The sequence below is a fragment of the Leucobacter triazinivorans genome (genome assembly GCF_004208635.1).
GTDB classification, from domain to species: Bacteria; Actinomycetota; Actinomycetes; order Actinomycetales; family Microbacteriaceae; genus Leucobacter; species Leucobacter triazinivorans.
Genome location: NZ_CP035806.1, coordinates 864182 through 889790, shown reverse-complemented (window position 1 = coordinate 889790; position 25609 = coordinate 864182). Strand labels below are relative to the sequence as shown.

The 25609-nt window shown below is 67.6% G+C and carries 36 protein-coding genes; 35 read left to right on the top strand and 1 reads right to left on the bottom strand.

Going from position 1 to position 25609, the window contains the following annotated elements; translation table 11 throughout:
- Nucleotides 1-94: 94 nt before the first annotated feature.
- The 31 genes from EVS81_RS04135 (at nt 95) to rplQ (ending at nt 19229) form a co-directional block, all read left to right on the top strand.
- Nucleotides 95-1894: a polysaccharide biosynthesis protein gene (locus tag EVS81_RS04135; RefSeq protein WP_130109262.1), complete on the top strand. Its 1800-nt coding sequence runs from the start codon at nt 95-97 to the stop codon at nt 1892-1894.
- Nucleotides 1891-2970, top strand: coding sequence for an MraY family glycosyltransferase (locus EVS81_RS04130; RefSeq protein WP_240739956.1), 1080 nt, complete (start codon nt 1891-1893; stop codon nt 2968-2970). Before EVS81_RS04135 ends, EVS81_RS04130 begins: the two co-directional genes overlap by 4 nt.
- 370 nt (nt 2971-3340) lie before the next feature.
- Complete coding sequence (rpsJ, locus tag EVS81_RS04125; protein ID WP_010156393.1) at nt 3341-3649, top strand: 30S ribosomal protein S10; 309 nt, start codon at nt 3341-3343, stop codon at nt 3647-3649.
- Nucleotides 3650-3663: 14 nt separating this feature from the next.
- Nucleotides 3664-4317 carry a 50S ribosomal protein L3 gene (gene rplC, locus EVS81_RS04120; protein WP_130109261.1) on the top strand — a complete coding sequence of 218 codons (654 nt, stop codon included), beginning with the start codon at nt 3664-3666 and terminating at the stop codon, nt 4315-4317.
- A 3-nt stretch (nt 4318-4320) separates the two neighbouring features.
- Complete coding sequence (rplD, locus tag EVS81_RS04115; protein ID WP_130109260.1) at nt 4321-4989, top strand: 50S ribosomal protein L4; 669 nt, start codon at nt 4321-4323, stop codon at nt 4987-4989.
- Nucleotides 4986-5285 carry a 50S ribosomal protein L23 gene (gene rplW / locus EVS81_RS04110; protein WP_130109259.1) on the top strand — a complete coding sequence of 100 codons (300 nt, stop codon included), beginning with the start codon at nt 4986-4988 and terminating at the stop codon, nt 5283-5285. The genes rplD and rplW overlap by 4 nt, the downstream gene beginning before the upstream one ends.
- A 22-nt stretch (nt 5286-5307) precedes the next feature.
- Nucleotides 5308-6144 (top strand): 50S ribosomal protein L2, encoded by an 837-nt coding sequence (rplB, locus tag EVS81_RS04105; protein ID WP_130109258.1) that lies wholly within the window; start codon nt 5308-5310, stop codon nt 6142-6144.
- Nucleotides 6145-6168: 24 nt separating this feature from the next.
- The gene (rpsS, locus tag EVS81_RS04100; RefSeq protein ID WP_105804995.1) at nt 6169-6450 is read left to right on the top strand and encodes a 30S ribosomal protein S19; all 282 of its coding nucleotides are present in this window, start codon (nt 6169-6171) and stop codon (nt 6448-6450) included.
- A gap of 25 nt (nt 6451-6475) precedes the next feature.
- Complete coding sequence (rplV, locus tag EVS81_RS04095) at nt 6476-6856, top strand: 50S ribosomal protein L22 (RefSeq protein ID WP_130109257.1); 381 nt, start codon at nt 6476-6478, stop codon at nt 6854-6856.
- Nucleotides 6857-6859: 3 nt separating this feature from the next.
- Complete coding sequence (gene rpsC, locus EVS81_RS04090) at nt 6860-7618, top strand: 30S ribosomal protein S3 (RefSeq protein ID WP_024356779.1); 759 nt, start codon at nt 6860-6862, stop codon at nt 7616-7618.
- Between the two features lie 2 nt (nt 7619-7620).
- On the top strand, nt 7621-8040 hold the full coding sequence (rplP, locus tag EVS81_RS04085; RefSeq protein ID WP_130109256.1) for a 50S ribosomal protein L16: 420 nt from the start codon (nt 7621-7623) through the stop codon (nt 8038-8040).
- Entirely contained in the window at nt 8040-8354 is a 315-nt protein-coding gene (gene rpmC, locus EVS81_RS04080) for a 50S ribosomal protein L29 (protein ID WP_130109255.1), read from the top strand. Before rplP ends, rpmC begins: the two co-directional genes overlap by 1 nt.
- A gap of 2 nt (nt 8355-8356) precedes the next feature.
- On the top strand, nt 8357-8632 hold the full coding sequence (rpsQ, locus tag EVS81_RS04075) for a 30S ribosomal protein S17 (protein ID WP_130109254.1): 276 nt from the start codon (nt 8357-8359) through the stop codon (nt 8630-8632).
- 31 nt (nt 8633-8663) lie between these two features.
- Complete coding sequence (gene rplN / locus EVS81_RS04070) at nt 8664-9032, top strand: 50S ribosomal protein L14 (protein ID WP_130109253.1); 369 nt, start codon at nt 8664-8666, stop codon at nt 9030-9032.
- A gap of 4 nt (nt 9033-9036) precedes the next feature.
- Nucleotides 9037-9402 carry a 50S ribosomal protein L24 gene (gene rplX, locus EVS81_RS04065; RefSeq protein WP_130109252.1) on the top strand — a complete coding sequence of 122 codons (366 nt, stop codon included), beginning with the start codon at nt 9037-9039 and terminating at the stop codon, nt 9400-9402.
- Nucleotides 9399-9959 (top strand): 50S ribosomal protein L5, encoded by a 561-nt coding sequence (rplE, locus tag EVS81_RS04060; RefSeq protein ID WP_130109251.1) that lies wholly within the window; start codon nt 9399-9401, stop codon nt 9957-9959. Before rplX ends, rplE begins: the two co-directional genes overlap by 4 nt.
- A gap of 117 nt (nt 9960-10076) precedes the next feature.
- On the top strand, nt 10077-10475 hold the full coding sequence (rpsH, locus tag EVS81_RS04055; RefSeq protein WP_130109250.1) for a 30S ribosomal protein S8: 399 nt from the start codon (nt 10077-10079) through the stop codon (nt 10473-10475).
- A gap of 6 nt (nt 10476-10481) precedes the next feature.
- Nucleotides 10482-11018 carry a 50S ribosomal protein L6 gene (gene rplF, locus EVS81_RS04050; protein WP_130109249.1) on the top strand — a complete coding sequence of 179 codons (537 nt, stop codon included), beginning with the start codon at nt 10482-10484 and terminating at the stop codon, nt 11016-11018.
- A gap of 3 nt (nt 11019-11021) precedes the next feature.
- On the top strand, nt 11022-11396 hold the full coding sequence (gene rplR, locus EVS81_RS04045; protein ID WP_130109248.1) for a 50S ribosomal protein L18: 375 nt from the start codon (nt 11022-11024) through the stop codon (nt 11394-11396).
- Nucleotides 11393-12097 (top strand): 30S ribosomal protein S5, encoded by a 705-nt coding sequence (gene rpsE / locus EVS81_RS04040; RefSeq protein ID WP_130109247.1) that lies wholly within the window; start codon nt 11393-11395, stop codon nt 12095-12097. Before rplR ends, rpsE begins: the two co-directional genes overlap by 4 nt.
- Entirely contained in the window at nt 12097-12285 is a 189-nt protein-coding gene (rpmD, locus tag EVS81_RS04035; protein ID WP_130109246.1) for a 50S ribosomal protein L30, read from the top strand. The genes rpsE and rpmD overlap by 1 nt, the downstream gene beginning before the upstream one ends.
- A complete protein-coding gene (rplO, locus tag EVS81_RS04030; RefSeq protein WP_130109245.1) occupies nt 12282-12743 on the top strand; it encodes a 50S ribosomal protein L15 in 462 nt (153 codons plus the stop codon). The genes rpmD and rplO overlap by 4 nt, the downstream gene beginning before the upstream one ends.
- 327 nt (nt 12744-13070) lie before the next feature.
- Complete coding sequence (gene secY, locus EVS81_RS04025; protein ID WP_130109244.1) at nt 13071-14396, top strand: preprotein translocase subunit SecY; 1326 nt, start codon at nt 13071-13073, stop codon at nt 14394-14396.
- Nucleotides 14393-15004: an adenylate kinase gene (locus EVS81_RS04020; RefSeq protein WP_130109243.1), complete on the top strand. Its 612-nt coding sequence runs from the start codon at nt 14393-14395 to the stop codon at nt 15002-15004. The genes secY and EVS81_RS04020 overlap by 4 nt, the downstream gene beginning before the upstream one ends.
- A gap of 63 nt (nt 15005-15067) precedes the next feature.
- Nucleotides 15068-15850: a type I methionyl aminopeptidase gene (gene map / locus EVS81_RS04015; protein ID WP_240740046.1), complete on the top strand. Its 783-nt coding sequence runs from the start codon at nt 15068-15070 to the stop codon at nt 15848-15850.
- A 152-nt stretch (nt 15851-16002) separates the two neighbouring features.
- Nucleotides 16003-16224: a translation initiation factor IF-1 gene (infA, locus tag EVS81_RS04010; RefSeq protein WP_017885304.1), complete on the top strand. Its 222-nt coding sequence runs from the start codon at nt 16003-16005 to the stop codon at nt 16222-16224.
- Between the two features lie 67 nt (nt 16225-16291).
- Nucleotides 16292-16408, top strand: a complete 117-nt coding sequence (rpmJ, locus tag EVS81_RS04005; RefSeq protein ID WP_017885303.1) for a 50S ribosomal protein L36 — start codon at nt 16292-16294, stop codon at nt 16406-16408.
- Nucleotides 16409-16687: 279 nt separating this feature from the next.
- A complete protein-coding gene (rpsM, locus tag EVS81_RS04000; protein WP_017885302.1) occupies nt 16688-17056 on the top strand; it encodes a 30S ribosomal protein S13 in 369 nt (122 codons plus the stop codon).
- Nucleotides 17057-17103: 47 nt separating this feature from the next.
- Nucleotides 17104-17502 (top strand): 30S ribosomal protein S11, encoded by a 399-nt coding sequence (gene rpsK / locus EVS81_RS03995; RefSeq protein ID WP_017885301.1) that lies wholly within the window; start codon nt 17104-17106, stop codon nt 17500-17502.
- 178 nt (nt 17503-17680) lie between these two features.
- Complete coding sequence (locus EVS81_RS03990) at nt 17681-18667, top strand: DNA-directed RNA polymerase subunit alpha (protein ID WP_130109241.1); 987 nt, start codon at nt 17681-17683, stop codon at nt 18665-18667.
- 46 nt (nt 18668-18713) lie between these two features.
- The gene (gene rplQ, locus EVS81_RS03985; protein WP_130109240.1) at nt 18714-19229 is read left to right on the top strand and encodes a 50S ribosomal protein L17; all 516 of its coding nucleotides are present in this window, start codon (nt 18714-18716) and stop codon (nt 19227-19229) included.
- 630 nt (nt 19230-19859) lie between these two features.
- Here rplQ and EVS81_RS03980 read toward each other — a convergent pair.
- The gene (locus EVS81_RS03980) at nt 19860-21827 is read right to left on the bottom strand and encodes an acyltransferase family protein (protein ID WP_130109239.1); all 1968 of its coding nucleotides are present in this window, start codon (nt 21825-21827) and stop codon (nt 19860-19862) included.
- A gap of 190 nt (nt 21828-22017) precedes the next feature.
- Here EVS81_RS03980 and truA point away from each other — a divergent pair, with 190 nt between their 5' ends.
- The 4 genes from truA (at nt 22018) to glmM (ending at nt 25479) form a co-directional block, all read left to right on the top strand.
- Nucleotides 22018-22923, top strand: a complete 906-nt coding sequence (gene truA / locus EVS81_RS03975; protein ID WP_240739955.1) for a tRNA pseudouridine(38-40) synthase TruA — start codon at nt 22018-22020, stop codon at nt 22921-22923.
- Between the two features lie 224 nt (nt 22924-23147).
- Nucleotides 23148-23594 carry a 50S ribosomal protein L13 gene (rplM, locus tag EVS81_RS03970; protein WP_130109238.1) on the top strand — a complete coding sequence of 149 codons (447 nt, stop codon included), beginning with the start codon at nt 23148-23150 and terminating at the stop codon, nt 23592-23594.
- Nucleotides 23595-23632: 38 nt separating this feature from the next.
- A complete protein-coding gene (rpsI, locus tag EVS81_RS03965) occupies nt 23633-24112 on the top strand; it encodes a 30S ribosomal protein S9 (RefSeq protein WP_130109237.1) in 480 nt (159 codons plus the stop codon).
- 17 nt (nt 24113-24129) lie between these two features.
- Nucleotides 24130-25479, top strand: a complete 1350-nt coding sequence (glmM, locus tag EVS81_RS03960; RefSeq protein ID WP_130109236.1) for a phosphoglucosamine mutase — start codon at nt 24130-24132, stop codon at nt 25477-25479.
- Nucleotides 25480-25609: the final 130 nt, after the last annotated feature.

Here is a 25609-nt window from a genome sequence, read left to right as displayed (position 1 = left end):
GGGGCGGGCATCCCGTGCCCGTGGAGCGGTATTCTCGGAGGGGGATCCCGCCGGGGTCGCCGCAAGTCCGAGTTCAGTGAGCAAGGGAGGCCGAGTGCCGCAGACGTCCGGAGCGCGTATCGCGCACTTCGTGCGCCAGTACGGTCTGCTGTTTCTGCTCGACGCCACGGCATGGGCGATCGGCATTCTCGCCGCCCTGGTACTCCGGTTCGACTTCAACCTCGCTCGCATCCACCCCGGGTGGACCCTCGCGGTGATCGGCGTCACGATCGTGCTGCAGCTCATCGCCGGCTGGGTGTTCTGGCTGTACCGCAACCGATACGAGGTCGGCAGCTTCGACGAGGTTCGGGCGCTCGTGCTCGACATCACCGCGGTGATGGTGGTGGCGTGGGTGTTCGCGTTCCTGGTCGGATACGGCAACGGCATCCCCAGGAGCACCCTCATCATCGCGGCTCCCATCACCTTCAGCCTCATGGGCGTTGCGCGCTACCTCGTCCGCCTCTACAACGAGCGTCTGCTCAAACCCGGTGACGAGGCTGAGCGCACGCTCCTGTACGGCGCGGGGTACCTCGGCGTGCAGACCGCGAAACGACTGCTCACCGATGCGAAGGGTTCTGCGCTCCCGGTGGGGTTCGTCGATGACGATCCGGCGAAGCGGCACCAGGAAGTGCGCGGGGTGCGCGTGCTCGGCTCTCTCGACGATCTCTCGAGGATCGCGCGCGATACCCGGGCCACCAGACTGATCGTGTGCATCGGCGATGCCGACACGGCGCTCATGCGCAGGGTCGACGACGCGGCCGATCACGCGGGGATGACCGCGATGGTGCTGCCGCCGCTCGAGCAGATCCTGCAGAACGCCTCGGTCATCTCGAATGTCCGCGAGCTCTCGATCGAGGATCTGATCGGGCGGCATCCGGTGCGGCTCGAGACCGAATCGATCGCGGAGTACCTGCAGGACAAGCGCGTCCTCGTCACGGGCGCCGGCGGGTCGATCGGTTCCGAGCTGTGCCGGCAACTGGCGAGATTCGCCCCGCGCGAGCTCATCATGCTGGATCGCGATGAGACCGCGCTGCAGGAGAGCCAGCTCTCCATCAGCGGGCACGGCCTGCTCGATACGAATGACGTGGTGCTCGCGGACATCCGCGACGAGGCGACCGTGACGCGGATCTTCACCGAGCGCCGGCCCGAGGTGGTGTTCCACGCTGCGGCGCTGAAGCATCTGCCCATGCTCGAGCAGTACCCCGATGAGGCCTGGAAGACCAATGTGCTCGGCACCCTCAACGTGCTGCGCGCCGCTGAGGCGGCAGAGGTCGGAACGTTCGTGAACATCTCGACGGATAAGGCGGCGAACCCTACGAGCGTGCTGGGTCATTCCAAGCGTGTGGCGGAGAAGCTCACCGCTTGGATGGCGGAGCGCACCGGGCAGCGGTACCTGTCGGTGCGCTTCGGCAACGTCATCGGCAGCCGCGGTTCGATGCTGCCGACCTTCCGCAAGCTCATCGACGCCGGCGGGCCGATCACCGTCACCCACCCGGACGTGACGCGCTACTTCATGACGATTCCCGAGGCCTGCCAGCTCGTCGTGCAGGCCGGCGGGATCGGCCGCCGCGGCGAGGTGCTGATCCTCGACATGGGGGAGCCGGTGCTGATCCTCGATGTCGCGAAGCGCATGATCGCGCAGTCGGGCAAGGACGTGGAGATCGTGTTCACGGGGTTGCGGCACGGTGAGAAGCTGCACGAGGAGCTGGTGGGCGAGGGCGAGGGCGACGAGCGTCCGTTCCACCCGAAGATCTCGCACGCGCACGTCGACACGATCTCGCCGGAGGTGCTGGATCACGAGGGGTGGGTCGCCCGGATGGATCTGACGGAAGCCGCCGAGGAGCGGGTCCAGTGAGCCCCTGGGCGCTCGGGTTCGTCGGGGGCGCGCTCACGCTCAGCCTCAGCCTCGCGCTGCCGTTCGCGGTCAAGCCGCTCCTCACCCGTCTGGGCATCATGGACGTACCGAACGAGCGCTCCTCGCACGCCCAGCCGGTGCTGCGGGGCCTCGGTCTCGCCGTGCTGATCGCGATGGCGTGCGGGGGAGGCCTCGCGACCGTGCTGACAATCGTGAGCAGCCCCGCGCAGCCGGGCTGGCCCTTCTTGCTCACGATCGGGGCGGGATCCCTCGCCGCGGGGCTGCTGGGTCTGCGCGAGGATCTGAAAGGCCTCAGCGTGCCGGTGCGCAGCGGGATCCTGCTGGGGATCGCCGCCCTGTCGTCGATCGCGCTGCTGTGGATCGCCCGGAGCGGCTCCGGCGGCGCGGGGCTCGCGTGGCAACTCGGCATCGATGTGACGGGTGCCCCCTGGTGGGCGCTGATCCTGCTCGCCCTGTACGGCATCCTCTTCATCTCGAGCTACATCAACGTCGCCAACTTCATGGACGGTCTCAACGGCATCAGCGGCCTGCACGGCGTGATCGCCGGGGGGACCTTCGCCGCGGCGGGCTGGCTGTTCGGAGCCAGTTGGCTGTTCGTGGCGGGCGTCGTGCTCGCGGCCGGCTTCGCCGGCTTCTTGCCTTGGAACCTCAGCCGGCCGGGAGCATTCCTCGGAGACGTGGGGAGCTACCTGCTCGGGGGCGCGACCGCCATCATCAGTTTCGCGGCGTTCGCGGACGGCGTGCCGTTGCTCGCGGCGATCGGACCCATGGTGATCCCGTTCGGCGACGTCGGCGTGACCCTGGTGAAGCGCGTGCGGGCAGGCCGGCGCTGGGACGAACCGCATAAGGAGCACACGTACCAGCGGATCCAGCAGATGGGGTACTCGCACGTGCAGGCTTCGGGGATGGCGGCGTGCGCTACGCTGCTCGCCTCGGTGCTCGGGCTCGCTTCGCTCTTCACCGGTCTGCTCGGCACGCTCGCCCTCCTCGCGGGCGGCATCGCCGTCCTCGGACTGTATCTGCTCCTCCCGCGCATCCTGCCGACCCGCGCCTGAGCAAACGAACGAATGCGAACCGCGACACGCCCGGGTTGCATCGAAGCGGGTGGGCGTGCGAGAATATACAGGTTCAGTACTCCGCGCTTCGGCGCGGTCACTGCCAGGCAGTGCATAGCCGCCCCGGGCCACCCGGGGTTCGGGCTAGGCCGCGGGTAGCGAACAATACCTGCACGCCAGTCGGCGGCCAGACGCGAGTCCGGCCGTCTTCGTGTGTGCGGGGCCGCGCGAATGCGCGTTTGACAGGTGAACAGAGACCCAGCACGTGATGCCCTTCCGGCATCTCACTGCCAGGGCGCTGATACGCAAGACGTCCAATGCCGCGGGCCACGAGCTCGCGGTACGACGCAAGTAGAAAGTAGAGAGTCACATGGCGGGACAGAAGATCCGCATCCGACTGAAGTCGTATGACCACGAGGTCATCGACAGCTCCGCACGCAAGATCGTCGACACGGTGACCCGCGCGGGCGCCACGGTGATCGGCCCCGTGCCGCTCCCCACGGAGAAGAACGTGATCGCAGTGATCCGTTCGCCCCACAAGTACAAGGACAGCCGCGAGCACTTCGAGAAGCGCACGCACAAGCGCCTGATCGACATCGTCGATCCCACCCCGAAGGCCGTCGATTCGCTCATGCGTCTCGATCTGCCTGCCGACGTCAACATCGAGATCAAGCTCTAAGGGGGGATCCGCAAATGTCTGCAGTACGCAACGTGAAGGGTCTTCTGGGCACCAAGCTCGGCATGACGCAGGTGTGGGACGAGAACGGCAAGGTCGTTCCCGTGACGGTCATCGAGGTGGCTCCCAACGTGGTCACCCAGATCCGCACCCCCGAGGTCGACGGCTACAGCGCCGTGCAGATCGCCGCGGGCCAGATCGACCCCCGCAAGGTCAACAAGCCGACCGCGGGTCACTTCGAGAAGGCCGGAGTCACGCCGCGCCGTCACCTCACCGAGGTGCGCACGTCGGACGCCGCCGAGTACGCGCTGGGCCAGGAGCTCACCGTCGACGGCACCTTCGAGGCCGGTCAGAAGATCGACGTCGTCGGCACCTCGAAGGGCAAGGGCTTCGCCGGCACCATGAAGCGCCACAACTTCAAGGGCGTGTCCGCGTCGCACGGCGCTCACCGCAACCACCGCAAGCCGGGTTCGATCGGCGGCGCCGCGACCCCCGGTCGCGTGTTCAAGGGGCAGCGCATGGCGGGCCGCATGGGTGGCGAGCGCGTCACCGTGCAGAACCTCACCGTGCAGGCGATCGACGCCGAGAAGGGCCTCATCCTGGTCAAGGGTGCGGTTCCCGGTGCGCGCGGTCGTCTCGTTTTCGTTCGCAACGCAGTGAAGGGGGCGTAGTTCATGGCTACCGCTACCAAGCTCGAGGTGCTCGACGCCAAGGGCAAGAAGGCCGGGTCGGTCGACCTTCCCGAGTCGATCTTCGCCGTCGAGACCAACGTCCCGCTGATCCACCAGGTGGTCACCGCTCAGCTCGCAGCTGCGCGTCAGGGAACGCACAAGACCAAGAACCGCGGCGAGGTCTCCGGTTCGGGTGTCAAGCCGTTCAAGCAGAAGGGCACCGGCCGCTCCCGTCAGGGTTCTGTGCGTGCTCCTGAGCACCGCGGCGGCGGCGTCGTGCACGGCCCTGTGCCGCGCGACTACGCTCAGCGCACCCCGAAGAAGATGATCGCTGCGGCTCTCCGCGGCCTGCTCTCGGATCGCGCCCGCGCGAATCGTCTGCACATCGTCGAGTCGTTCGGCATCGGTGACAAGCCCAGCACCAAGACCGCACGCGAGTTCCTCGCCTCGGTCGCACCGGGTCGCCGCGTGCTCGTGGTCGTCGACCGCGAGGACGAGCTCACCACGCTCAGCGTGCGCAACCTGCAGCACGTGCACGTGCTGTTCCAGGATCAGCTCAACGCCTACGACGTGGTCGTCAGCGACGATCTCGTCTTCACCAAGGCAGCCTTCGACGCATTCGTCGGCGGCCGCACGGGTGAGGCCAACACCGCTCAGGAGGACACGAAGTGAGCCTGCCGAAGTCCGCACACGACGTCATCATCCGTCCCGTCGTCTCCGAGAAGAGCTACGGGCTCATCGATGCGAACGGCCAGTACACCTTCGAGGTGCAGCCGACCGCTTCGAAGACCGAGATCAAGCTCGCGATCGAGCAGGTGTTCAACGTGAAGGTCGCCAAGATCAACACGCTGAACCGCAAGGGCAAGACCCGCCGCACGAAGTTTGGCATGGGCAAGCGCAAGGACATCAAGCGCGCCATCGTCACGCTGAAGTCGGGCTCCATCGACATCTTCACGGCTGCGCTGTAGAAGGGGCGAAGAGGAACACAACATGGCTATTCGCAAGTACAAGCCGACGACCCCGGGTCGTCGCGGGTCGAGCGTCGCTGATTTCGCAGAGATCACGCGCTCCACGCCCGAGAAGTCGCTGCTCCGCCCGCTCCCCAAGACGGGTGGCCGCAACAACCAGGGCCGCATCACCACTCGCCACATCGGCGGTGGCCACAAGCGTCAGTACCGCGTCATCGACTTCCGTCGCAACGACAAGGACGGCGTGAACGCCAAGGTCGCGCACATCGAGTACGACCCGAACCGCACGGCGCGCATCGCGCTGCTGCACTTCGAGGACGGCGCGAAGCGCTACATCATCGCGCCGAACAAGTTGAAGCAGGGCGACATCGTCGAGTCGGGTGCCGGCGCCGACATCAAGCCCGGCAACAACCTGCCGCTGAAGAACATCCCCACCGGTACCGTGATCCACGCGATCGAGCTGAAGCCGGGCGGGGGAGCGAAGCTCGCTCGTTCCGCCGGGGCGTCGGTGCGTCTCGTGGCGAAGGACGGCCCCTACGCCCAGCTGCGCCTGCCCTCGGGTGAGATCCGCAACGTCGACGCGCGCTGCCGCGCGACCGTCGGCGAGGTGGGCAACGCCGAGCAGTCGAACATCAACTGGGGCAAGGCCGGACGTATGCGCTGGAAGGGCGTGCGCCCGACCGTGCGCGGTGTCGTCATGAACCCCGTGGATCACCCGCACGGCGGTGGCGAGGGTCGCACCTCGGGCGGTCGTCATCCGGTCAGCCCCTGGGGCCAGAAGGAAGGCCGCACGCGTCATCCGAACAAGGAAAGCGACAAGCTCATCGTGCGTCGCCGCACCACCGGCAAGAAGCGTTAATCGGCAGGTAGGAGAGAGTAGAAGATGCCTCGTAGTCTCAAGAAGGGCCCCTTCGTCGACAACCACCTGCTGAACAAGGTGGTTGCCCAGAACGAAGCCGGCACCAAGAACGTGATCAAGACCTGGTCGCGCCGCTCGATGATCATCCCGGCCATGCTCGGCCACACGATCGCGGTGCACGATGGTCGCAAGCACATCCCGGTGTTCGTCACCGAGACCATGGTCGGTCACAAGCTGGGCGAGTTCGCGCCCACGCGCACCTTCCGTGGTCACGTGAAGGACGACAAGAAGGGCCGTCGCCGCTAAGCGGGGACGTGAAGGAGGAAGAGAAATGGTGGAGTCGATCGCACGCGTGCGTCATATCCGCATCACCCCCCAGAAGGCCCGCCGCGTCGTTGACCTGATCCGCGGTAAGAACGCCCAGGAGGCCCTGGCCATCCTGAAGTTCGCCCCGCAGGCCGCGTCGGAGCCGATTTTCAAGCTCGTCGCCTCGGGCATCGCGAACGCGCGTGTCAAGGCCGACAAGGAGAATCTGCGTCTCAACGAGGACGAGCTGGTCATCGCTCGCGCCTTCGTCGACGAGGGTGCGACGCTCAAGCGCTTCCGCCCCCGTGCACAGGGCCGCGCATTCCGTATCAACAAGCGCACCAGCCACATCACCGTCGTCCTGCAGACGGCCGATGAGCTCGCCGCCGCCAAGAAGGGAGCCTAAGGTATGGGCCAGAAGATTCATCCCTACGGCTTCCGCCTCGGGATCACCACCGACCACGTGTCGCGCTGGTTCTCGGACTCGACCAAGAAGGGTCAGCGCTACGCCGACTACCTTGCCGAGGACATCAAGATCCGCCAGCACCTGACGAAGCAGCTCGATCGCGCGGGCGTCTCGCGCGTCGAGATCGAGCGCACCCGTGATCGCGTTCGCGTGGACATCCACTCGGCGCGTCCCGGCATCGTCATCGGCCGTCGTGGCGCCGAGGCCGAGCGCATCCGCGCCGACCTCGAGAAGCTGACCGGCAAGCAGATCCAGCTCAACATCCTCGAGGTGAAGAACCCCGAGGCCGACGCCCAGCTCGTCGCGCAGGGCATCGCCGAGCAGCTCGCCGCTCGCGTGGCATTCCGCCGCGCCATGCGCAAGGGCCTGCAGGGCGCGCAGCGCGCCGGAGCCAAGGGCATCCGTATCCAGGTCTCCGGCCGTCTCGGCGGCGCCGAGATGAGCCGGTCGGAGTTCTACCGCGAGGGTCGTGTGCCGCTGCACACGCTTCGCGCGAACATCGACTACGGCTTCTACGAGGCGAAGACCACCTTCGGCCGCATCGGCGTGAAGGTGTGGATCTACAAGGGCGATCTCACCAACAAGGAACTCGCTCGCGAGCAGGCGGCTCAGAAGCCGTCGCGCGACCGCGGCGATCGTCGCCGTGCGCCCCGTGGCGCTCAGGCAGAGGCTGCACCCGCTGCAGCAGGAGCGGAGAAGTAAGCATGCTGATTCCCCGTCGAGTCAAGTACCGCAAGCAGCACCACCCCAGCCGCAGCGGTCAGTCGAAGGGCGGCAACAAGGTCGCCTTCGGAGAGTTCGGTATCCAGGCACTCACCCCCGCATACGTGACCAACCGTCAGATCGAGTCCGCTCGTATCGCGATGACCCGTCACATCAAGCGCGGCGGCAAGGTGTGGATCAACATCTACCCGGATCGTCCCCTCACCAAGAAGCCCGCGGAAACCCGCATGGGCTCCGGTAAGGGCTCGCCCGAGTGGTGGGTGGCCAATGTCAAGCCGGGCCGCGTCCTCTTCGAGGTCGCCGGTGTCAACGAGGAGCTCGCTCGTGAGGCGCTCACCCGCGCCATCCACAAGCTGCCCCTGAAGGCCCGCATTATCAAGCGCGAGGAGGGCGACGCGTAATGGCGATCGGTACCAAAGAACTGGCCATCACCGAGCTCGATTCCTTCGAGGACGAGCGTCTGGCCGAAGAGCTCAAGAAGGCCAAGGCCGAGCTCTTCAACCTTCGCTTCCAGTCGGCCACCGGCCAGCTGGAGAGCCACGGCCGCGTGCGCCAGGTGAAGCGGGATATCGCCCGTATCTACACGGTGCTGCGCGAGCGTGAGCTCGGCATCCGGGTCACCCCGGCCGCCGCCCCTGCTCCCGCGAAGGCGAAGAAGAGCAGCAAGAAGACCGAGCAGGCGGACGCCGCCGCTGATGAGACGAAGGAGGCCTGAATATGGCTGCTGAGGTCCAGAAGGAACAGCGCGGCTACCGTAAGGCTCGCCGCGGCTACGTCGTCAGCGACAAGATGGACAAGACCATCGTCGTCGAGGTCGAGGATCGCGTGAAGCACCCGCTCTACGGCAAGGTCATGCGCCGTTCGTCGAAGGTGAAGGCCCACGACGAGCAGAACACCGCCGGCATCGGCGATCTCGTGCTCATCCATGAGACCCGCCCGCTGAGCGCCAGCAAGCGCTGGCGTCTGGTCGAGATCCTCGAGAAGGCGAAGTAAGCCCCGCGCTTACTGAGTGAAGGAGTAACAAGTGATTCAGCAGGAATCCCGACTCAAGGTTGCCGATAACTCCGGCGCCAAGGAGTTGCTCACGATCCGTGTGCTCGGGGGCTCGAAGCGTCGCTACGCAGGTCTCGGCGACACGATCGTCGCGACCGTCAAGGACGCGATCCCCGGCGGCAACGTGAAGAAGGGCGACGTCGTCAAGGCCGTCGTCGTTCGCACGCGCAAGTCGACTCGTCGTGCCGATGGTTCGTACATCAGCTTCGACGAGAACGCAGCCGTCATCCTCAAGTCCGACGGGGAGCCCCGCGGCACCCGTATCTTCGGGCCGGTCGGCCGTGAGCTGCGCGACAAGCGGTTCATGAAGATCGTCTCGCTCGCACCGGAGGTGATCTAGTCCTATGGGCGCAAAGATCAAGAAGGGTGACCTCGTCGAGGTCATCTCGGGCCCGTCGCAGGAGCGCGGCGGCTACAAGGGCAAGCAGGGACGCGTCATCGACGTGCTGTCCGAGACCGATCGCATCGTGGTGGAGGGCGTGAACTTCGTCACCAAGCACGTGCGCGTCGGCCAGTCGGAGCGCGGCACCCGCGAGGGCGGGATCGAGACCGTCGAGGCCCCGATCCACGTCTCGAACGTCGCCATCGTCGACCCCGAGACCAAGAAGCCGACCCGCGTCGGCTTCCGCGTCGAGGAGGTCGAGAAGGACGGCAAGAAGAAGACCGTTCGCGTGCGCTACGCCAAGAAGTCTGGGAAGGATCTCTCATGACCGACACGAAGGTTCAGCCCCGTCTCAAGCAGAAGTACCGGAACGACATCGTTCCGCAGCTGCGCGAGGAGTTCAGCTACGCCAACATCATGGAGGTTCCCGGCGTCGTCAAGGTCGTCGTGAACACCGGTGTGGGCGACGCCGCTCGCGACAGCAAGGTGATCGAGGGCGCGATCGCGGATCTCATCAAGATCACCGGCCAGAAGCCGATGGTCACGAAGGCCCGCAAGTCCATCGCGCAGTTCAAGCTGCGCGAGGGGCAGGCCATCGGGGCGCACGTCACGCTGCGCGGTGACCGCGCCTGGGAGTTCCTCGACCGTCTCATCAACCTCGCGCTGCCCCGTATCCGCGATTTCCGCGGACTCTCGGCGAAGCAGTTCGACGGAAACGGCAACTACACCTTCGGCTTGACCGAGCAGAGTGTGTTCCACGAGATCGATCAGGATAAGATTGATCGGGTGCGTGGTTTCGACATCACCGTCGTGACCACCGCGAAGACCGACGACGAGGGTCGTGCGCTGCTCCGCGCGCTCGGCTTCCCCTTCAAGTCGGAATAACTGAATAGTCCAAGCGGTGCGGGTGCCCGGGAGTTTCCCGGGCACCCGATCCGTGTGTCACCCAGGTCGCACTCCGTGTAACGGGGTGTGATACCAGGCGAGAAAGAAGAGTCACTCATGACGATGACTGATCCGGTCGCAGATATGCTGACCCGGCTGCGCAATGCAAACTCTGCGCATCATGACGACGTTTCGCTTCCCGGCTCGAAGCTGAAGGAGCGGATCGCTGAGATCCTCAAGCGCGAGGGCTACATCAAGGACTGGAAGGTCGAGGCCGCTCGCGTCGGCACGACCCTCACCATGTCGCTGAAGTACGGCCCCAACCGCGAGCGCTCCATCGAGGGCATCAAGCGCGTGTCCAAGCCCGGCCTTCGGGTCTACGCGCGCTCCACCGAGATCCCGAGCGTGCTCGGCGGCCTCGGCATCGCGATCCTGTCCACCTCCTCGGGGCTCCTCACCGACCGCGAGGCCGAGCAGAAGGGCGTCGGCGGGGAAGTCCTCGCCTACGTGTGGTAAGCCGTCATGTCACGTATTGGTAAGCTTCCCATCACCGTTCCCGGTGGTGTAGACGTCAAGATCGATGGCCAGAAGGTCACGGTCAAGGGTTCGAAGGGCGAGCTGGAGCTCGTCGTCGCCGAGCCCATCCGCGTCGCCCTCGAGGACGGACAGGTGCTCGTCACCCGTCCCGATGACGAGCGCGACTCCCGAGCGCTGCACGGTCTCACCCGCACGCTCATCAACAACAACATCATCGGTGTCACCGAGGGCTACTCGAAGCAGCTCGAGGTCGTCGGCACGGGTTACCGCGTGCAGCAGAAGGGCGCGGGCCTCGAGCTCGCGCTGGGCTTCTCGCACCCGGTCAGCGTCGAGGCTCCCGAGGGCATCACCCTCGCGGTCGAGGGCAACACCAAGATCACCGTGAGCGGGATCTCGAAGCAGGCGGTCGGCGAGGCCGCTGCGAACATCCGCAAGCTGAAGAAGCCGGAGCCCTACAAGGGCAAGGGCATTCGCTACGCGGGCGAGAACGTCCGTCGCAAGGCAGGAAAGGCAGGTAAGTAACCCATGGCCGCTTCAGTGTCTCGGGCTCAGGGCCGTTCGGCTGCGCGTGTGCGCCGCCACGTCCGCCTGCGTAAGAAGATTGTCGGTACGGAGGCTCGCCCCCGTCTCGTGGTGAACCGCTCGGCTCGTCACGTATTCGTCCAGGTCGTCGATGACTCCAAGGGCATCACCGTCGCCTCGGCGTCCACGATGGAGGCCGACCTGCGCGCCTTCGAGGGCGACAAGACGGCGAAGGCCCGCAAGGTCGGCGAGCTCGTCGCCGAGCGCGCGAAGAGCGCCGGTGTCGAGGCCGTGGTCTTCGACCGCGGCGGCAGCAAGTACGCGGGCCGTGTCGCGGCGATCGCCGACGGCGCTCGCGAAGGGGGGCTGACCCTGTGAGCAACGAAACGAAGGAGCAGCAAGTGTCTGCAGAGGCGACTGAGACCCGGGAGGCTTCGGCACCGGCTCAGGATCACCGCAACGAGCCGCGCGAGCAGCGTCGCGGCAGCCGCGACCGCGGCACCCGTGGCGAGCGCGGCGGCCGCGACCGCAGCGAGAGCCAGTTCCTCGAGCGCGTCGTCACCATCAACCGCGTCTCGAAGGTCGTCAAGGGCGGTCGTCGCTTCAGCTTCACCGCGCTCGTGGTCGTCGGCGACGGCAACGGTACGGTCGGCGTCGGCTACGGCAAGGCGAAGGAGGTGCCCCTCGCCATCTCCAAGGGTGTCGAGGAGGCCAAGAAGAACTTCTTCCGCGTGCCCCGCGTCGGCAGCACGATCCCGCATCCGGTGCAGGGCGAGGCCGCGGCCGGCGTCGTTCTCCTGCGTCCGGCTGCCGCCGGTACCGGCGTGATCGCCGGTGGCCCGGTGCGCGCTGTGCTCGAGTGCGCCGGTATCCACGATGTGCTGAGCAAGTCGCTCGGCTCGTCGAACACCCTGAACATCGTGCACGCGACCGTTGAGGCGCTGCAGCAGCTCGAGGAGCCCCGCTCCGTCGCTGCTCGCCGCGGGCTCGACTTCGACCGCGTCGCTCCGGCCCGCATCGTGCGCGCCGAGGCGAAGGCCGCGGCCGACGCTGCCGCGAAGGCAAAGGCAGGTGCGTAATGACCAGAGCTCTGAAGATTACGCAGACGAAGTCCGTTATCAGTGAGAAGCAGAATCAGCGCGATACCCTGCGCAGCCTCGGTCTCAAGAAGATCGGTCAGACGGTCGTCCGTGAGGACACCCAGGCCAACCGCGGGTATGTGCGCGCTGTCGCCCACCTTGTAGAGGTTGAGGAGATCGACGCATGAGCGAGAAGAACGAGGAGCGCGAGCCGGTGCTCAAGGCGCACCACCTGCGTCCGGCTCCGGGCGCCAAGAAGGCCAAGACCCGCGTGGGTCGCGGCGAGGCCTCGAAGGGCAAGACCGCCGGCCGTGGTACCAAGGGCACCAAGGCCCGGTACCAGGTCAAGGCCGGCTTCGAAGGTGGGCAAATGCCGCTGCACATGCGCACCCCGAAGCTGCGCGGATTCAAGAATCCGTTCCGCACCGAGTACCAGGTCGTGAATGTCGCGAAGCTCGCGGAGCTGTACCCGCAGGGCGGCGACGTGACCGTCGAAGATCTGGTGGCCAAGGGCGCCGTGCGCAAGAACCAGCCCGTCAAGGTGCTGGGCGACGGCGATCTGCAGGTCAAGCTCGTCGTGCAGGTCGACAAGGTCTCCGGCTCTGCCGAGCAGAAGATCGTCGCCGCCGGCGGAGAGATCAAGTAAGGACCGTCAAGGTCCGAATATCTCGAGGATGACTCGAGCAGCGGGGGTGGGGAGGAGCCGGCATACGTGCCGCTCCGCCCGCCCCCGCTTTTTTCTTCACACCAGGTCTACTTCGAGCTGAGCTCGCGCAGTGGCGCGAGGACGAAGCGCGGTGAACGCTTCGCGTCCACTCCCAGCCGGCTTCGTTCTGCTCGCGCAGTGGCGCGAGGACGAAGCGCGGTGAACGCTTCGCGTCCACTCCCAGCCAGCTTCGTCCGTGTAGGCTGGTGCAATCGGTTTCTCGTCGTCAGGCGAAGGCCCCTCACGACGTTTCCCAGGAGGCAGATTTTGTTCAGTGCCATCGGACGGATCTTCCGGACCCCCGATCTGCGGCGGAAGATCGTCTTCACGCTCGCGATCGTCTCGCTGTTCCGGCTCGGATCCTTCATTCCGGCACCGTTCGTCCAGTTCGACAACGTGCAGGCCTGTCTGGTGGCGAACCAGTCCGCGGGCACTTCCGGGCTCTACGACATGATCAATCTGTTCAGCGGCGGCGCCCTGCTGCAGCTGTCGATCTTCGCGCTGGGCATCATGCCCTACATCACGGCGTCGATCATCACCCAGTTGCTGCGCGTGGTGATCCCGCACTTCGAGGCCCTGCACAAGGAGGGCCAGGCGGGCCAGGCGAAGCTGACGCAGTACACGCGCTACCTCACCATCGCACTCGCCGTGCTGCAGTCGACCACGCTGATCACCGTTGCCCGCTCGGGACAGCTGTTCGGCGCCGCCGCGAATCAGGCGTGCCAGAACCTGGTCTCCCAGGAGTGGTGGGCGATCCTCATCATGATCATCACGATGACCGCCGGCACCGGCCTCATCATGTGGTTCGGCGAGCTCATCACCGAGCGCGGCATCGGCAACGGCATGTCGCTGCTGATCTTCACCTCGATCGCGGCGACCTTCCCCAGCGGTCTCTGGGTCATCCAGGAGGCGCAGGGCTGGGAGACCTTCTTCCTCGTCATCGCCGTCGGGCTCGTGGTCGTGGCGGCCGTGGTGTTCGTCGAGCAGTCGCAGCGCCGCATCCCCGTGCAGTACGCGAAGCGCGTGGTCGGCCGCCGCACCTACGGTGGCAGCAGCACCTACATCCCCATCAAGGTGAACATGGCGGGTGTCATTCCGGTGATTTTCGCTTCGGCGATCCTCTACCTCCCGATGCTCATCACCCAGTTCAACCAGCCCCAGATCGGCGAGGAGCCGAAGGAGTGGGTGGTCTGGGTGCAGAACAACCTCGTCTACGGCGATCAGCCCGTGTACATGCTGGTCTTCTTCCTGCTCACCATCGGCTTCACCTTCTTCTACGTGCAGATCACGTTCAACCCAGAAGAGGTCGCCGACAACATGAAGCAGTACGGCGGGTTCATCCCGGGCATCCGCGCGGGCCGACCCACCGCCGAGTACCTCAACTACGTGCTCACCCGCATCACCAGCGCCGGCTCCCTCTATCTGGGTGTCATCGCGCTCATCCCGCTCATCGCGCTGTCGTTCTTCGGCGCCAATCAGAACTTCCCGTTCGGCGGAGCCTCGATCCTCATCATCGTGGGCGTCGGCCTCGAGACCGTGAAGCAGATCGACGCCCAGCTGCAGCAGCGCCACTACGAAGGGCTTCTCAAGTGACCGAATCATCATCGGAGCGGACGTCCGCTCGGCTGCTCATCATCGGCCCGCCCGGCGCGGGCAAGGGCACCCAGGCATCGCGGATCGCCGAGCGCTACGGTGTGCCGGCGATCTCGACGGGTGACATCTTCCGCGCCAACATCACGGGCGGCACCGAGCTCGGCACGCGGGTGCAGCAGATCATCGAGGCCGGCGAGCTCGTACCGGACTCGCTCACCAACGAGATCGTCCAGGATCGCCTCGCGCAGGACGACGCGGCGCACGGCTTCCTGCTCGACGGCTACCCCCGCACCGTGGATCAGGTGCACGCTCTGGACGGCATGCTCGACGGCGCCTCCCTCGACGCCGTCGTGCTGCTCGAGGCCGATACCGACGAGGTCGTCGCCCGGCTGCTCAAGCGGGCCGAGCTCGAGGGTCGCGCTGATGACACCGAGGCGGTGATCCGGCACCGGCAGGAGGTCTACTCGGAGCAGACGGCTCCGCTCATCGAGCTGTTCTCGAAGCGCGGCATCCTCGTCTCCGTCGACGGTCTCGGCACTGTCGAGGAGGTCGCGGAACGGATCTCGGCCGGTCTGGACGCGCGGCTCGCCGCGACGGCGGGGCGCTAGCGCGTGGCTCGGAGGGGCGTGCTGCGTCGATCGATCTACAAGTCTGCGGCGCAGCTCAGGCTGATGGTCGAACCGGGTCTGGCGACCTGTGCCGCGCTGCAGGCGATGCGCGCGGCGGTGCGCCCGGGCATCAGCACCCTCGAGCTCGACTCCATCGCCGAGGACGCGATCCGTTCTCGCGGCGGCGAGCCCAACTTCATGCTCGAGCCGGGCTACCGGCACACCATTTGCGCCAATGTCAACCAGCACGTGGTGCACGCGATCCCGACGGCGCGCCCGCTCGAGCCGGGCGATATCGTGGCGCTCGACGCGGGAGCGGTCATCGGCGGCTGGCACGGCGACGCGGCGTTCTCCGCTGTTCTGCCCGATCCCGCGCGTCCCGAGCACACGGCCGCGATGCAGAAGCTCAGCGACGTCACCGAGCAGGCGATGTGGCGAGGGATCGCGCGGCTGGCGTCGGCCTCCCACCTGGGCGAGGTGGGTGAGGCGGTCTCCGGCTATGTGCGCGCCAACAGCGACTTCGGCGTTCTCGAGGACTACATCGGCCACGGGATCGGGCGCAGCATGCACGAGGATCCGCCGGTCTTCAACGTGCCGGTTCGGCGCCGCGGTCCCGAGGTGAAGCCCGGACTGGTGGTGGCTATCGAGCCGATCATCTCGGCCGGCGGCATCGACAGCTACGTCGAGGACGACGACTGGACGGTCACCATGGCCGACGGGTCGATGAGCGCGCAGTGGGAGCACTCCGTCGCGGTGCACCGCGACGGGATCTGGGTGCTGACCGCCGAGGACGGTGGGGCCGCGGGCCTCGCGCCGCTCGGCGTGACCCCGGTCCCGATCCCGTAGCCCATTCAGTGCGCGCATCCGGGAGTGTTGCGCGATCTGGGATTCGAGTGTACTCTTGATCTTTGGTGCTTTGCGCCTGTTTTCGCGTTCGCGAAATCGGACGCCGGGCATTCGCAAGACCAGCACACACCTACGCAAGCGATAGTGAGGCTATGGCGAAGAAAGACGGCGTCATCGAGATCGAGGGACAGGTTGTCGAGGCTCTGCCGAACGCGATGTTCCGCGTCGAGCTGACCAATGGACACAAGGTACTCGCTCATATCTCGGGCAAGATGCGTCAGCACTACATCCGCATCCTTCCCGAGGACCGCGTGATCGTCGAGCTGACGCCCTACGATCTGACCCGCGGCCGCATCGTCTACCGCTACAAGTAGGTCGCTGGAAAGTAACGGCTCGCGGCATCCCGTGAGTACGAGGACAGCGAACAACGAAGGAAACATCATGAAGGTCAAGCCCAGCGTCAAGCCGATCTGCGATCACTGCAAGGTCATCCGTCGCCACGGCCGCGTCATGGTGATCTGCAAGAGCAACCCGCGCCACAAGCAGCGTCAGGGCTGATCCGGAGCGCACCGCGACGGCGAGTCCGTCCGATGCGCGACGAAGCGGGACCGACCGGTCAGTGCCCGGCACGAACGGTCGAGCTTCGCTGCAGAGCACGACACAACTGAACACCCATCCAGCGCATCGAAGAACCCGAGCAGAATTCTCAAGGGCGAACGCATCGCGTTCAACCGAAATCTGCGGTGAGCCCACAGGCTCACTCCGGGGGACACCTCGGGTCGGAGGCCCGAACCCCCGATGCGCACCACACCTCCACTACCGCCAAGGAGAGCCAGAATGGCACGTCTTGCAGGAGTCGACATCCCGCGCGACAAGCGCGTCGAGATCGCACTCACGTACATCTACGGGGTCGGCCGCACCAGCGCGCTGAAGACCCTCGCCGACACCGGGATCGACGGCAACATCCGCGTCAAGGATCTCACCGACGACCAGCTCGTCGCGCTCCGCGACTACATCGAAGGCAACTTCAAGGTTGAGGGCGACCTCCGCCGCGAGGTCGCAGCCGACATCCGCCGCAAGGTCGAGATCGGCAGCTACCAGGGTCTCCGCCACCGCAAGGGCCTGCCCGTGCATGGTCAGCGCACCAAGACGAACGCCCGCACCCGCAAGGGTCCGAAGCGCACCGTCGCCGGCAAGAAGAAGTAACTGCCGGTCCTCTCGACCATCACACAGAGCTTTCAGGAGAACACTCAATGGCTGCACCAAAGACGGCGGCTCGCAAGCCGCGTCGCAAGGACAAGAAGAACGTGGTCGTGGGCCAGGCCCACATCAAGTCGACGTTCAACAACACGATCGTTTCGATCACCGACACCACCGGCGCCGTGATCAGCTGGGCCTCCTCCGGCGGGGTCGGCTTCAAGGGCTCGCGCAAGTCCACCCCCTTCGCCGCGCAGCTCGCGGCCGAGTCCGCAGCGCGCAAGGCGCAGGAGCACGGCATGAAGAAGGTCGACGTCTTCGTGAAGGGCCCGGGTTCGGGTCGCGAGACGGCGATCCGCTCGCTGCAGGCCGCCGGCCTCGAGGTCGGGTCGATCACCGACGTCACCCCGCAGACGCACAACGGCTGCCGCCCGCCGAAGCGTCGCCGCGTCTGAGCTGATGGCTTCGCCGCGTGTGCGCGGCGAACGCCGGCGGCCTCCGGCCGCGCCAGGGCTGAGCTCCTCACCTTGCGCGGCCGGGGCCGATCGCTCAGGACGCTTCTCGCCATCCCTGGGCCCCTTTCCACACAACGCATGAGTCATATAGCGGACTCCAGCGAAAGGACCACACACAGTGCTCATTGCACAGCGACCCACTCTGACTGAAGAATCGATCTCCGAGTACCGTTCGCGCTTCGCCATCGAGCCGCTCGAGCCCGGCTTCGGCTACACGCTCGGCAACTCGCTGCGTCGCACCCTGCTCTCGTCGATCCCGGGCGCCGCGGTGACGAGCGTGCGCTTCGAGGGCGTCGCCCACGAGTTCACGACCATTCCCGGCGTGACCGAGGACGTCACCGAGATCATCCTCAACATCAAGGATCTCGTCGTCTCGAGCGAGCATGACGAGCCGATCACCGCGTACCTGCGCAAGACCGGTGCGGGCGAGGTGACCGCTGCCGACATCTCCGCTCCCGCGGGGGTCGAGGTGCACAACCCCGAGCTCGTGATCGCCACCCTCGGCGATTCGGCGCAGTTCGAGCTCGAGCTGACGATCGAGCGCGGTCGCGGGTACGTCTCGGCCGTGCAGAACCGCAACGAGGACGCCGAGGTCGGCCGCATTCCGGTCGACTCGATCTACTCACCGGTGCTCAAGGTCACCTACCGCGTGGAGGCCACGCGTGCGGGTGAGCGCACCGACTTCGACCGTCTGGTGGTCGACGTCGAGACCAAGCCCGCGATCAGCCCGCGCGACGCGATCGCGTCGGCCGGCTCGACTCTGGTGGAGCTGTTCGGCCTCGCCCGCGAGCTCAACACGGCTGCCGAGGGCGTCGAGATCGGGCCCGCGCCCGTCGAGGTCGTGACCGAGGGTGAGCTCTCGATCCCGATCGAGGATCTCGATCTCTCGGTGCGCAGCTACAACTGCCTGAAGCGCGAGGGCATCAACACGGTGAGCGAGCTGGTGGCGCTCTCCGAGGCGCAGCTCATGAACATCCGCAACTTCGGTCAGAAGTCCGTTTTCGAGGTGCGCGACAAGCTCACCGAGATGGGCCTGTCGCTGAAGGACGCCGTGCCCGGCTTCGACGGCGCGCAGTTCTACAGCTACGAAGACGACAACAACTAACGATCCGGCATCGTCCCGCCCGATCGCACACTTACTGGAGTAAACAATGCCCAAGCCCACGAAGGGCGCCCGCCTCGGCGGCGGCCCCGCACACCAGCGCCTGATGCTGAACCAGATGGCGTCGCAGCTGTTCGAGCACAAGCGCATCCAGACCACGGAGACCAAGGCCAAGCGCCTGCAGCCCGTGGCCGAGCGTCTCGTGACCTTCGCGAAGCGCGGCGACCTGCACGCCCGTCGCCGCGTGATGCGTCAGATCCTCGACAAGTCGGTCGTGCACGAGCTCTTCACCGAGATCGCGCCGCTGGTCGAGAACCGCGAGGGCGGCTACACCCGCATCATCAAGACCGGCTTCCGCAAGGGTGACAACGCCCCGCTGGCCGTGATCGAGTTGGTTCTGGAGCCGGTCAACCCGAAGCCGAAGGCTCAGAAGGCTGCTGCTGCCGAGGCGCCCGCCGACGAGCCCCAGGCTGAGGAGACCGAGGCGGCTGTGGAGGCCGCGGAGGCTCCCGCCGAGGAGGCCGCCGAGGCCGCTGAGGCCCCCGCCGAGGAGAAGGCCGAGTAGGGCCCGCACCCGCGCATATGCGAAGCGCCCCGTGATCCGAGCTGGATCACGGGGCGCTTCGCGTCTGCGCGTCTGCGTATCTGCGGGTCTGCGGGTCTGCGTGTCTGCGTGTCTGCGGGTCTTCGGCTTCCTCCCTCGCTTCGGCCTCGGCAACGGCGCCGTATTCGCACTCGTCACCGTCGTCGTGGGGTGGGGTGGTGCGCGGGGCCGCGCGGGCGATCCGCATCGGCGCCCGGTGGATGTCTGGCCCGGTCTGCCTGCCCCGCCGCGCGCGGCCCTGCGGCGCGCGATCCCGCCGGGCGCGGTCCCGTGGTGTCTGGCTCGCGGGTCAGTCCCTCGTCGCGGGTCAGCCCACGGTTCGCGGGTCAGCCCACGGTTCGCGGGTCAGCCCACGGTTCGCGGGTCAGCCCCTCTTTCGCGCGTCACTAGGTGCGGCCTCCCGGCTGTTTTGGTGACAACTTCTGGCGCGCGAATGCTCGGAGATACGTGTGCGGCGTCTGTGGAGAAGTAGGGCGGGCCTGGGTCAGCGGCTCCGAGCGCGCGGGACTGCGCTGACGGGCCGGCGCGGACCGTCCGGTCCGGGTCCGAGCGCGCGGCCTTGTGAACGAGACACGGGACCGGGCGGAGGACTCAGCGACGGGGCAGGGCGAAGCCGAGAGCCTCGCCGGGCTGCTGCAGCTCGTCGAGTGCCCGCTGCACCGATGCGGCGTAGATCTCGCCTCCGCTCGGATTCGGGTGGATGTCGTCGCCCGCGAGCGCGTCCGGCACGCCGCTGACCGCCCCGTCCCAGTCCGCGAGCACGATGCCGCGATGCGCTGCGGCGAAGTCGGCGAGCGTCTGGTTGACGCCGGGGATCCAGTCCCGATCCGCGTGCGCGTTGACGAGCACCACCGGTCGAACTCCCGCCGTCTGCCGAATGGCCTCGAGGTCCTCCGGCTGTACCGGCCCGTTCGTCCCGAGCCCGACCACGAGCACCGATCTCAGCGTCCCCTGAGACGACAACTCGGACACGATCCCCACACCGGCCCCCATGCCGCGCGAGACCGCGGCATCGACGGCGATGCCGGGGAGGGCCTGCTCCAGTTCGGGGAGGCTCGCGAGCATGACCGAGTCGCCGACGGCGCTGATGTCGCGTCCATCCGGTGAGATCGGGATTGCAGCGGCGGCGTCCTCGCCCGCCGCCGGCGGGGAGGCGGGGCCGCGGTGGGCTTCGGGTTCGTCGCTCCCGGGTGCCGTCGCAGTGGCGGGCTTCTCCGGTGCGGAGCCTGCGTCGCGTTCGGCGTCGGTCGGTCCGGGTGTCTCCGCCGCGTCGGTCCCGCTCCGCTCGAGCGCCGCCTGCCCGCGAGCCACGGCCGCTGCCGCGGAGCTCTGCTGCGGCGCCGTGACCACGGCGTACGCGGTCGCCGGGACAGTCGCGGCGAGCAGGGCGCCGAGACCGATCGCGACGAGGCGCTGACGGCGCGAATGATCCCCGGTGCGCACCAGCAGTCGCAGGGAGCGGCGCAGACCGAAGCGTCGCACCGGCTGCTCCACGAAGCGGTACGACGCCGACGCGAAGAGCAGCGTGACGAGCAGCGTGAGGGCGGGCACGATCCACCCGGCGCCCGATCCGAACGCGGCGCCGAAGATGATGAGCAGGGGCCAGTGCCAGAGGTAGATCCCGTACGAGCGCTCACCGATCCACCGCAGCGGCGCCGCATCGAGTGCCCGGCCGGCCCAGGCCCCCGGCCGGGTGACACCCCAGACGATGGCGAGCGCGGCCGCAGTCGCGAGTTGGAAGCCCCCTTCGAAGCTCGCCGGGCCGGCCTCCGGCAGCGTCCACGCGAGCCACCCGAGCACGCCCATGCCGACGAGAGCCGTGCCGCCGGTGATCAGTTGACGGGAGCGGCTCATCTGGTCCGGGGCCGGCGACTGCGCCCCGCGGTGCAGCAGCACGGCCATTGCGGCACCGAGGAAGAGGCCGAAGGTGTGGCTGTCCGATCCGAAGTAGATTCGCGTGGGATCGACGCCGGCGAGCGACAAGCCCCACATGAGCGCTGCGGAGAGCAGGCCCAGGATCACGAGCGAGAGCGCGCGTGCACCGCGGCCGCGCGCCCGCACGAGGACGAGCAGGAGCAGCGGGAGGACGATGTAGAACTGCTCTTCGATCGACAGCGACCAGGTGTTGCGGAACAGCTCAGGGGTGTCGCGCGCGAAGTAGTCGGCTCCGGTCGCGATGTAGACCCAGTTGCTCACGAAGAAGGCCGCGCCGCCGAGCTGCCCGGCGATGCCGACGAGCAGATCACCGCCGACAAGCAGCGCGGCTCCGGTGCTCACGAGCAGCACCAGCGCGAGCGCGGGGAGCAGTCGGCGGGCGCGCCGCCGCCAGAACGCACCCAGCCGGATGCGACCGTGCTGCTGGATCTCGCGCAGCAGCAGCGAGGTGATGAGGAACCCGCTGATCACGAAGAAGACGTCGACGCCGAGGAATCCGCCGGGCAGTGCCGCAGGGAACAGGTGGTACCAGACGACCAGGCCCACCGCGATGGCGCGAAGTCCGTCGAGGCCGCCGAACCGCCGCGAGCGCGCGGGGGTCTGATCGGTCGAGGAGGAGGCCATGTAAGTCTTTCGTCGGCGCGGAGTCGGGGGACAGCGATGCCGGGCGCCGCAATCCAGTGTACGCCGCGCGCGGCGAGAAGGCTGCCGGGCTGCCGGGTTGGAGAGGGGCCTGAAACCGAATGCCCGTTCCGCGAGCCGCGTCGTGGACCGCTCGCAGCCGCTCGGAGGATCGATCTGGCAGGATCGAAGGGTGAACGCTGATCCGGATCCGGCCGAGGCGGCGCCCCGTGTTCGGATGCGCCTGGATCTCGCCTACGACGGCACCGACTTCTCCGGGTGGGCGACGCAGCCCGGCCTGCGGACGGTGCAGGGGGAGCTGGAGGCCGCCCTCGCCGTACTGCTGCGCGCGACCGAGCCGGTGCGCCTCACCGTCGGGGGGCGCACCGATGCGGGGGTGCACGCGCGGGGCCAGGTGGCCCATCTCGACGTGACCGCGGGACAGCTGGCGAAGTGGAGTTCTCGGCGCGCGGGCAATGCCGGATCGGACGCGACGGCGGAGGCGCGGATCCGCGCCCGCAAGGTCAACGGCGTGCTGAAGCGCAGCGCACCGGACATCGTGGTGCACGCCGCGAGCGAGGTTCCCGCCGAGTTCGACGCCCGCTTCTCCGCCCTGCGCAGGCGGTACGAGTACCGCCTGCGGGGAGGAGGGATGCGCCGGGATCCGCTCACCGCGCGCTTCACCGCAGAGGTGCCCAGCGCGCTCGATCTCGGCGCGATGCAGCGCGCCAGCGATGAGCTGCTGGGGCTCAACGACTTCACCAGCTTCTGCAAGGCGCGCGAGGGGGCGACGGCGGTGCGGGATCTCCGCTGCTTCGAGTGGCGCGAGACCGAGGACGGCGCCTACGCCGCACGGATCGAGGCCGATGCGTTCTGCCACTCGATGGTGCGCGCGCTCGTCGGCGCCGTCGTGGCGGTCGGCAGCGGCAGGATCGGCGAGGCCGAGCTGTCCGCACTGCGCGACGCGCGGGAGCGCACGAGCCGGTTCACAGTGATGCCCGCGCACGGGCTCTCGCTCGAGGAGATCGCGTACCCGCCTGAGGATCAGCTGGCGGCGCGCGCGGAGCGGACGCGGGCGCGGCGGGATCCTCTCGCATAGCGGGCTCCGGTGCTCGGGTGCTCCGGTGCTCGAGCACACCGCGGGAAGGGCGCGGGAAGGCGCGGATCCGGCGCGCGAGTCCGCGGTGATCCTGTGCTAAACTCGACCTTTGGTGCGCAAGCACCCGATTTGTTGAGCCCTCCAAGCGTTCGAGCACCCCCAGGGGACCGGGCACCGGAGTGGGATTCACGAACACCTCCAATTCGACAGAAAGCAGCACTCCAGTGACTCGCACATACTCGCCGAAGGCCGCCGACCAGAAGCACGACTGGCTCGTCATCGACGCCACCGACGTCGTGCTCGGCCGCCTCGCCTCGCACGCCGCGGCCCTGCTCCGCGGCAAGCACAAGCCCACTTTCGCCCCCCACATGGACATGGGCGACTACGTCATCATCGTCAACGCCGACAAGGTCGTGCTGACGGCGAACAAGGCGGCCAAGAAGCTGGCCTACCGCCACTCGGGCTACCCGGGCGGCCTGCGCTCGGTCAGCTACACCGAGCTGCTCGAGAAGAACCCCGAGCGCGCCGTCGAGAAGGCGATCCGCGGCATGCTGCCGAAGAACTCGCTCGGAGCCGATCTCTTCCGCAAGCTGAAGGTCTACCGCGGTGCCGAGCACCCGCACGCGGCTCAGCAGCCCACCCCCTACACCTTCGGCCAGGTCGCGCAGTAATCGCGGCGACGACGAGACATTCAGAGAGAGACTGCACAGTGACTGAAGAGCAGACCGTGGCCCCCGAGAGCTACACCACCGAGACGCCCGCCTCGCAGGCCGCCGTTTCCACCCCGCGCCCCGCGCTCACCGTTCCCGGTGCCGCCGTCGGCCGCCGCAAGCAGGCCATCGCCCGCGTGCGCCTGGTCCCCGGCTCGGGCAAGATGACCGTCAACGGTCGTGAGCTCGACGAGTACTTCCCGAACAAGCTGCACCAGCAGCTCATCACCGACCCGTTCACGGTGCTCGAGCTGAACGGCTCGTACGACGTGATCGCCCGCATCGTCGGCGGCGGCCCCTCGGGCCAGGCCGGTGCGCTGCGCCTCGCGATCGCTCGCGCACTCAACGAGATCGACGCCGAGCACAACCGCCCCACCCTGAAGAAGGCCGGCTTCCTCAGCCGCGACGCCCGAATCAAGGAGCGCAAGAAGGCCGGTCTCAAGAAGGCCCGCAAGGCGCCTCAGTACTCGAAGCGCTAATCGGAGCCAACCGTTCCATGGGACGCCTGTTCGGCACCGATGGGGTGCGGGGCCTGGCGGGGGTCGATGTGACCGCCGATTTGGCCCTGCACCTCGCGCACGCAGCGGCTCTCGTTCTCGGGCGTTCAGCCCGGAGCGAGAGCCGTCGCGCTACCGCCGTGGTCGCGCGCGACCCGCGCGTGTCCGGCGAGTTCATCTCATCGGCCGTGGCCGCCGGTCTGGCGTCGGTCGGAGTCGACGTACTCGACGCCGGGGTGATCCCGACCCCCGCTGCGGCGTATCTCGTCGCCGACACCGGGGCCGACTTCGGCGTGATGGTCTCCGCGTCGCACAACCCCGCACCGGATAACGGGATCAAGTTCTTCGCCGAGGGCGGGCGCAAGCTCGCCGACGAGATCGAGGACGAGATCGAGGCGGCCATGGAGGGGCCGGCGATCGCGGTCACCGGCCGCGAGGTGGGCAGGATCCGCCGCTTCGCGGATGCGGAGGATCGCTACCTCGTGCACCTGCTCGGCACGCTCGACGGTGCGCGGCTCGACGGCTTGCACGTGGTGCTCGACTGCGCCCACGGCGCAGCGGCCGGCATCTCGCCCGACGTCTTCTCGGACGCCGGAGCCAGGGTGACGGTGATCGGCAACGATCCCGACGGCTTCAACATCAACGACGGCGTGGGATCCACCCACCTCGAGCCGCTCATCGCCGCAGTGACGGCGCACCGCGCCGACCTCGGCATCGCGCACGACGGCGATGCGGACCGCTGCCTCGCCGTGGACGCCGAGGGCAACGTGGTCGACGGCGATCGGATCATGGCGATACTGGCGCTCTCGATGGCGGCCCGCGGCAAGCTCGAGCAGAACACGCTCGTGGCGACTGTGATGTCCAATCTCGGGCTGAAGCTCGCGATGGCCGACAATGGGATCGACGTGGTCGAGACCGCCGTCGGGGATCGTTACGTGCTGGAGGCGATCAACGCGCAGGGCTACTCCCTCGGAGGCGAGCAGTCGGGGCACGTGATCATGAGCGACTACGCGACCACGGGCGACGGGATCCTCACCGGGCTGCACATCGCCGCCGAGGTGAAGCGCAGCGGGAAGAGCCTCGCCGAGCTGGCGCGCTGCATGACGGTCTATCCGCAGGTGCTGGTGAACGTGCGCGGCGTCGACCGCGCCGGCGTCAGCGGCGATGCGGTGCTGCAGCAGGCGGTGCACCAGGCCGAGGTGGCGCTGGGCGGCAAGGGTCGTGTCCTGCTGCGACCGTCGGGAACGGAGCCCGTCGTGCGCGTGATGGTCGAGGCCGAAGCCGTCGAGCAGGCGCAGGGGCTCGCCGACGATCTCGCCGCGGTGGTGCAGGAGCGCCTCGCGGTCTAGCGCCGCTCCGCGCGCTCGGGTCATGGCTGCGGGGGAGTCCCGCATGCTCGGGCGACGTCGCGATCGCGGGGCCCATTCCGGGCGCTTGTTCGCGATGATCGCCGGTCTCGCCCCGGCACGGGAGTTCGTC

Excerpts from the sequence above, each read along its gene's own strand:
- rpsJ (WP_010156393.1), top strand. The coding sequence starts at position 3,341 with ATGGCGGGACAGAAGATCCGCATCCGACTGAAGTCGTATGACCACGAG.
- rplC (WP_130109261.1), top strand. The coding sequence starts at position 3,664 with ATGTCTGCAGTACGCAACGTGAAGGGTCTTCTGGGCACCAAGCTCGGC.
- rplD (WP_130109260.1), top strand. The coding sequence starts at position 4,321 with ATGGCTACCGCTACCAAGCTCGAGGTGCTCGACGCCAAGGGCAAGAAG.
- rplB (WP_130109258.1), top strand. The coding sequence starts at position 5,308 with ATGGCTATTCGCAAGTACAAGCCGACGACCCCGGGTCGTCGCGGGTCG.
- rpsS (WP_105804995.1), top strand. The coding sequence starts at position 6,169 with ATGCCTCGTAGTCTCAAGAAGGGCCCCTTCGTCGACAACCACCTGCTG.
- rplV (WP_130109257.1), top strand. The coding sequence starts at position 6,476 with ATGGTGGAGTCGATCGCACGCGTGCGTCATATCCGCATCACCCCCCAG.
- rpsC (WP_024356779.1), top strand. The coding sequence starts at position 6,860 with ATGGGCCAGAAGATTCATCCCTACGGCTTCCGCCTCGGGATCACCACC.
- rplP (WP_130109256.1), top strand. The coding sequence starts at position 7,621 with ATGCTGATTCCCCGTCGAGTCAAGTACCGCAAGCAGCACCACCCCAGC.
- rpmC (WP_130109255.1), top strand. The coding sequence starts at position 8,040 with ATGGCGATCGGTACCAAAGAACTGGCCATCACCGAGCTCGATTCCTTC.
- rpsQ (WP_130109254.1), top strand. The coding sequence starts at position 8,357 with ATGGCTGCTGAGGTCCAGAAGGAACAGCGCGGCTACCGTAAGGCTCGC.
- rplX (WP_130109252.1), top strand. The coding sequence starts at position 9,037 with ATGGGCGCAAAGATCAAGAAGGGTGACCTCGTCGAGGTCATCTCGGGC.
- rplE (WP_130109251.1), top strand. The coding sequence starts at position 9,399 with ATGACCGACACGAAGGTTCAGCCCCGTCTCAAGCAGAAGTACCGGAAC.
- rpsH (WP_130109250.1), top strand. The coding sequence starts at position 10,077 with ATGACGATGACTGATCCGGTCGCAGATATGCTGACCCGGCTGCGCAAT.
- rplF (WP_130109249.1), top strand. The coding sequence starts at position 10,482 with ATGTCACGTATTGGTAAGCTTCCCATCACCGTTCCCGGTGGTGTAGAC.
- rplR (WP_130109248.1), top strand. The coding sequence starts at position 11,022 with ATGGCCGCTTCAGTGTCTCGGGCTCAGGGCCGTTCGGCTGCGCGTGTG.
- rpmD (WP_130109246.1), top strand. The coding sequence starts at position 12,097 with ATGACCAGAGCTCTGAAGATTACGCAGACGAAGTCCGTTATCAGTGAG.
- rplO (WP_130109245.1), top strand. The coding sequence starts at position 12,282 with ATGAGCGAGAAGAACGAGGAGCGCGAGCCGGTGCTCAAGGCGCACCAC.
- map (WP_240740046.1), top strand. The coding sequence starts at position 15,068 with ATGGTCGAACCGGGTCTGGCGACCTGTGCCGCGCTGCAGGCGATGCGC.
- infA (WP_017885304.1), top strand. The coding sequence starts at position 16,003 with ATGGCGAAGAAAGACGGCGTCATCGAGATCGAGGGACAGGTTGTCGAG.
- rpmJ (WP_017885303.1), top strand. The coding sequence starts at position 16,292 with ATGAAGGTCAAGCCCAGCGTCAAGCCGATCTGCGATCACTGCAAGGTC.
- rpsM (WP_017885302.1), top strand. The coding sequence starts at position 16,688 with ATGGCACGTCTTGCAGGAGTCGACATCCCGCGCGACAAGCGCGTCGAG.
- rpsK (WP_017885301.1), top strand. The coding sequence starts at position 17,104 with ATGGCTGCACCAAAGACGGCGGCTCGCAAGCCGCGTCGCAAGGACAAG.
- rplQ (WP_130109240.1), top strand. The coding sequence starts at position 18,714 with ATGCCCAAGCCCACGAAGGGCGCCCGCCTCGGCGGCGGCCCCGCACAC.
- EVS81_RS03980 (WP_130109239.1), bottom strand. The coding sequence starts at position 21,827 with ATGGCCTCCTCCTCGACCGATCAGACCCCCGCGCGCTCGCGGCGGTTC.
- glmM (WP_130109236.1), top strand. The coding sequence starts at position 24,130 with ATGGGACGCCTGTTCGGCACCGATGGGGTGCGGGGCCTGGCGGGGGTC.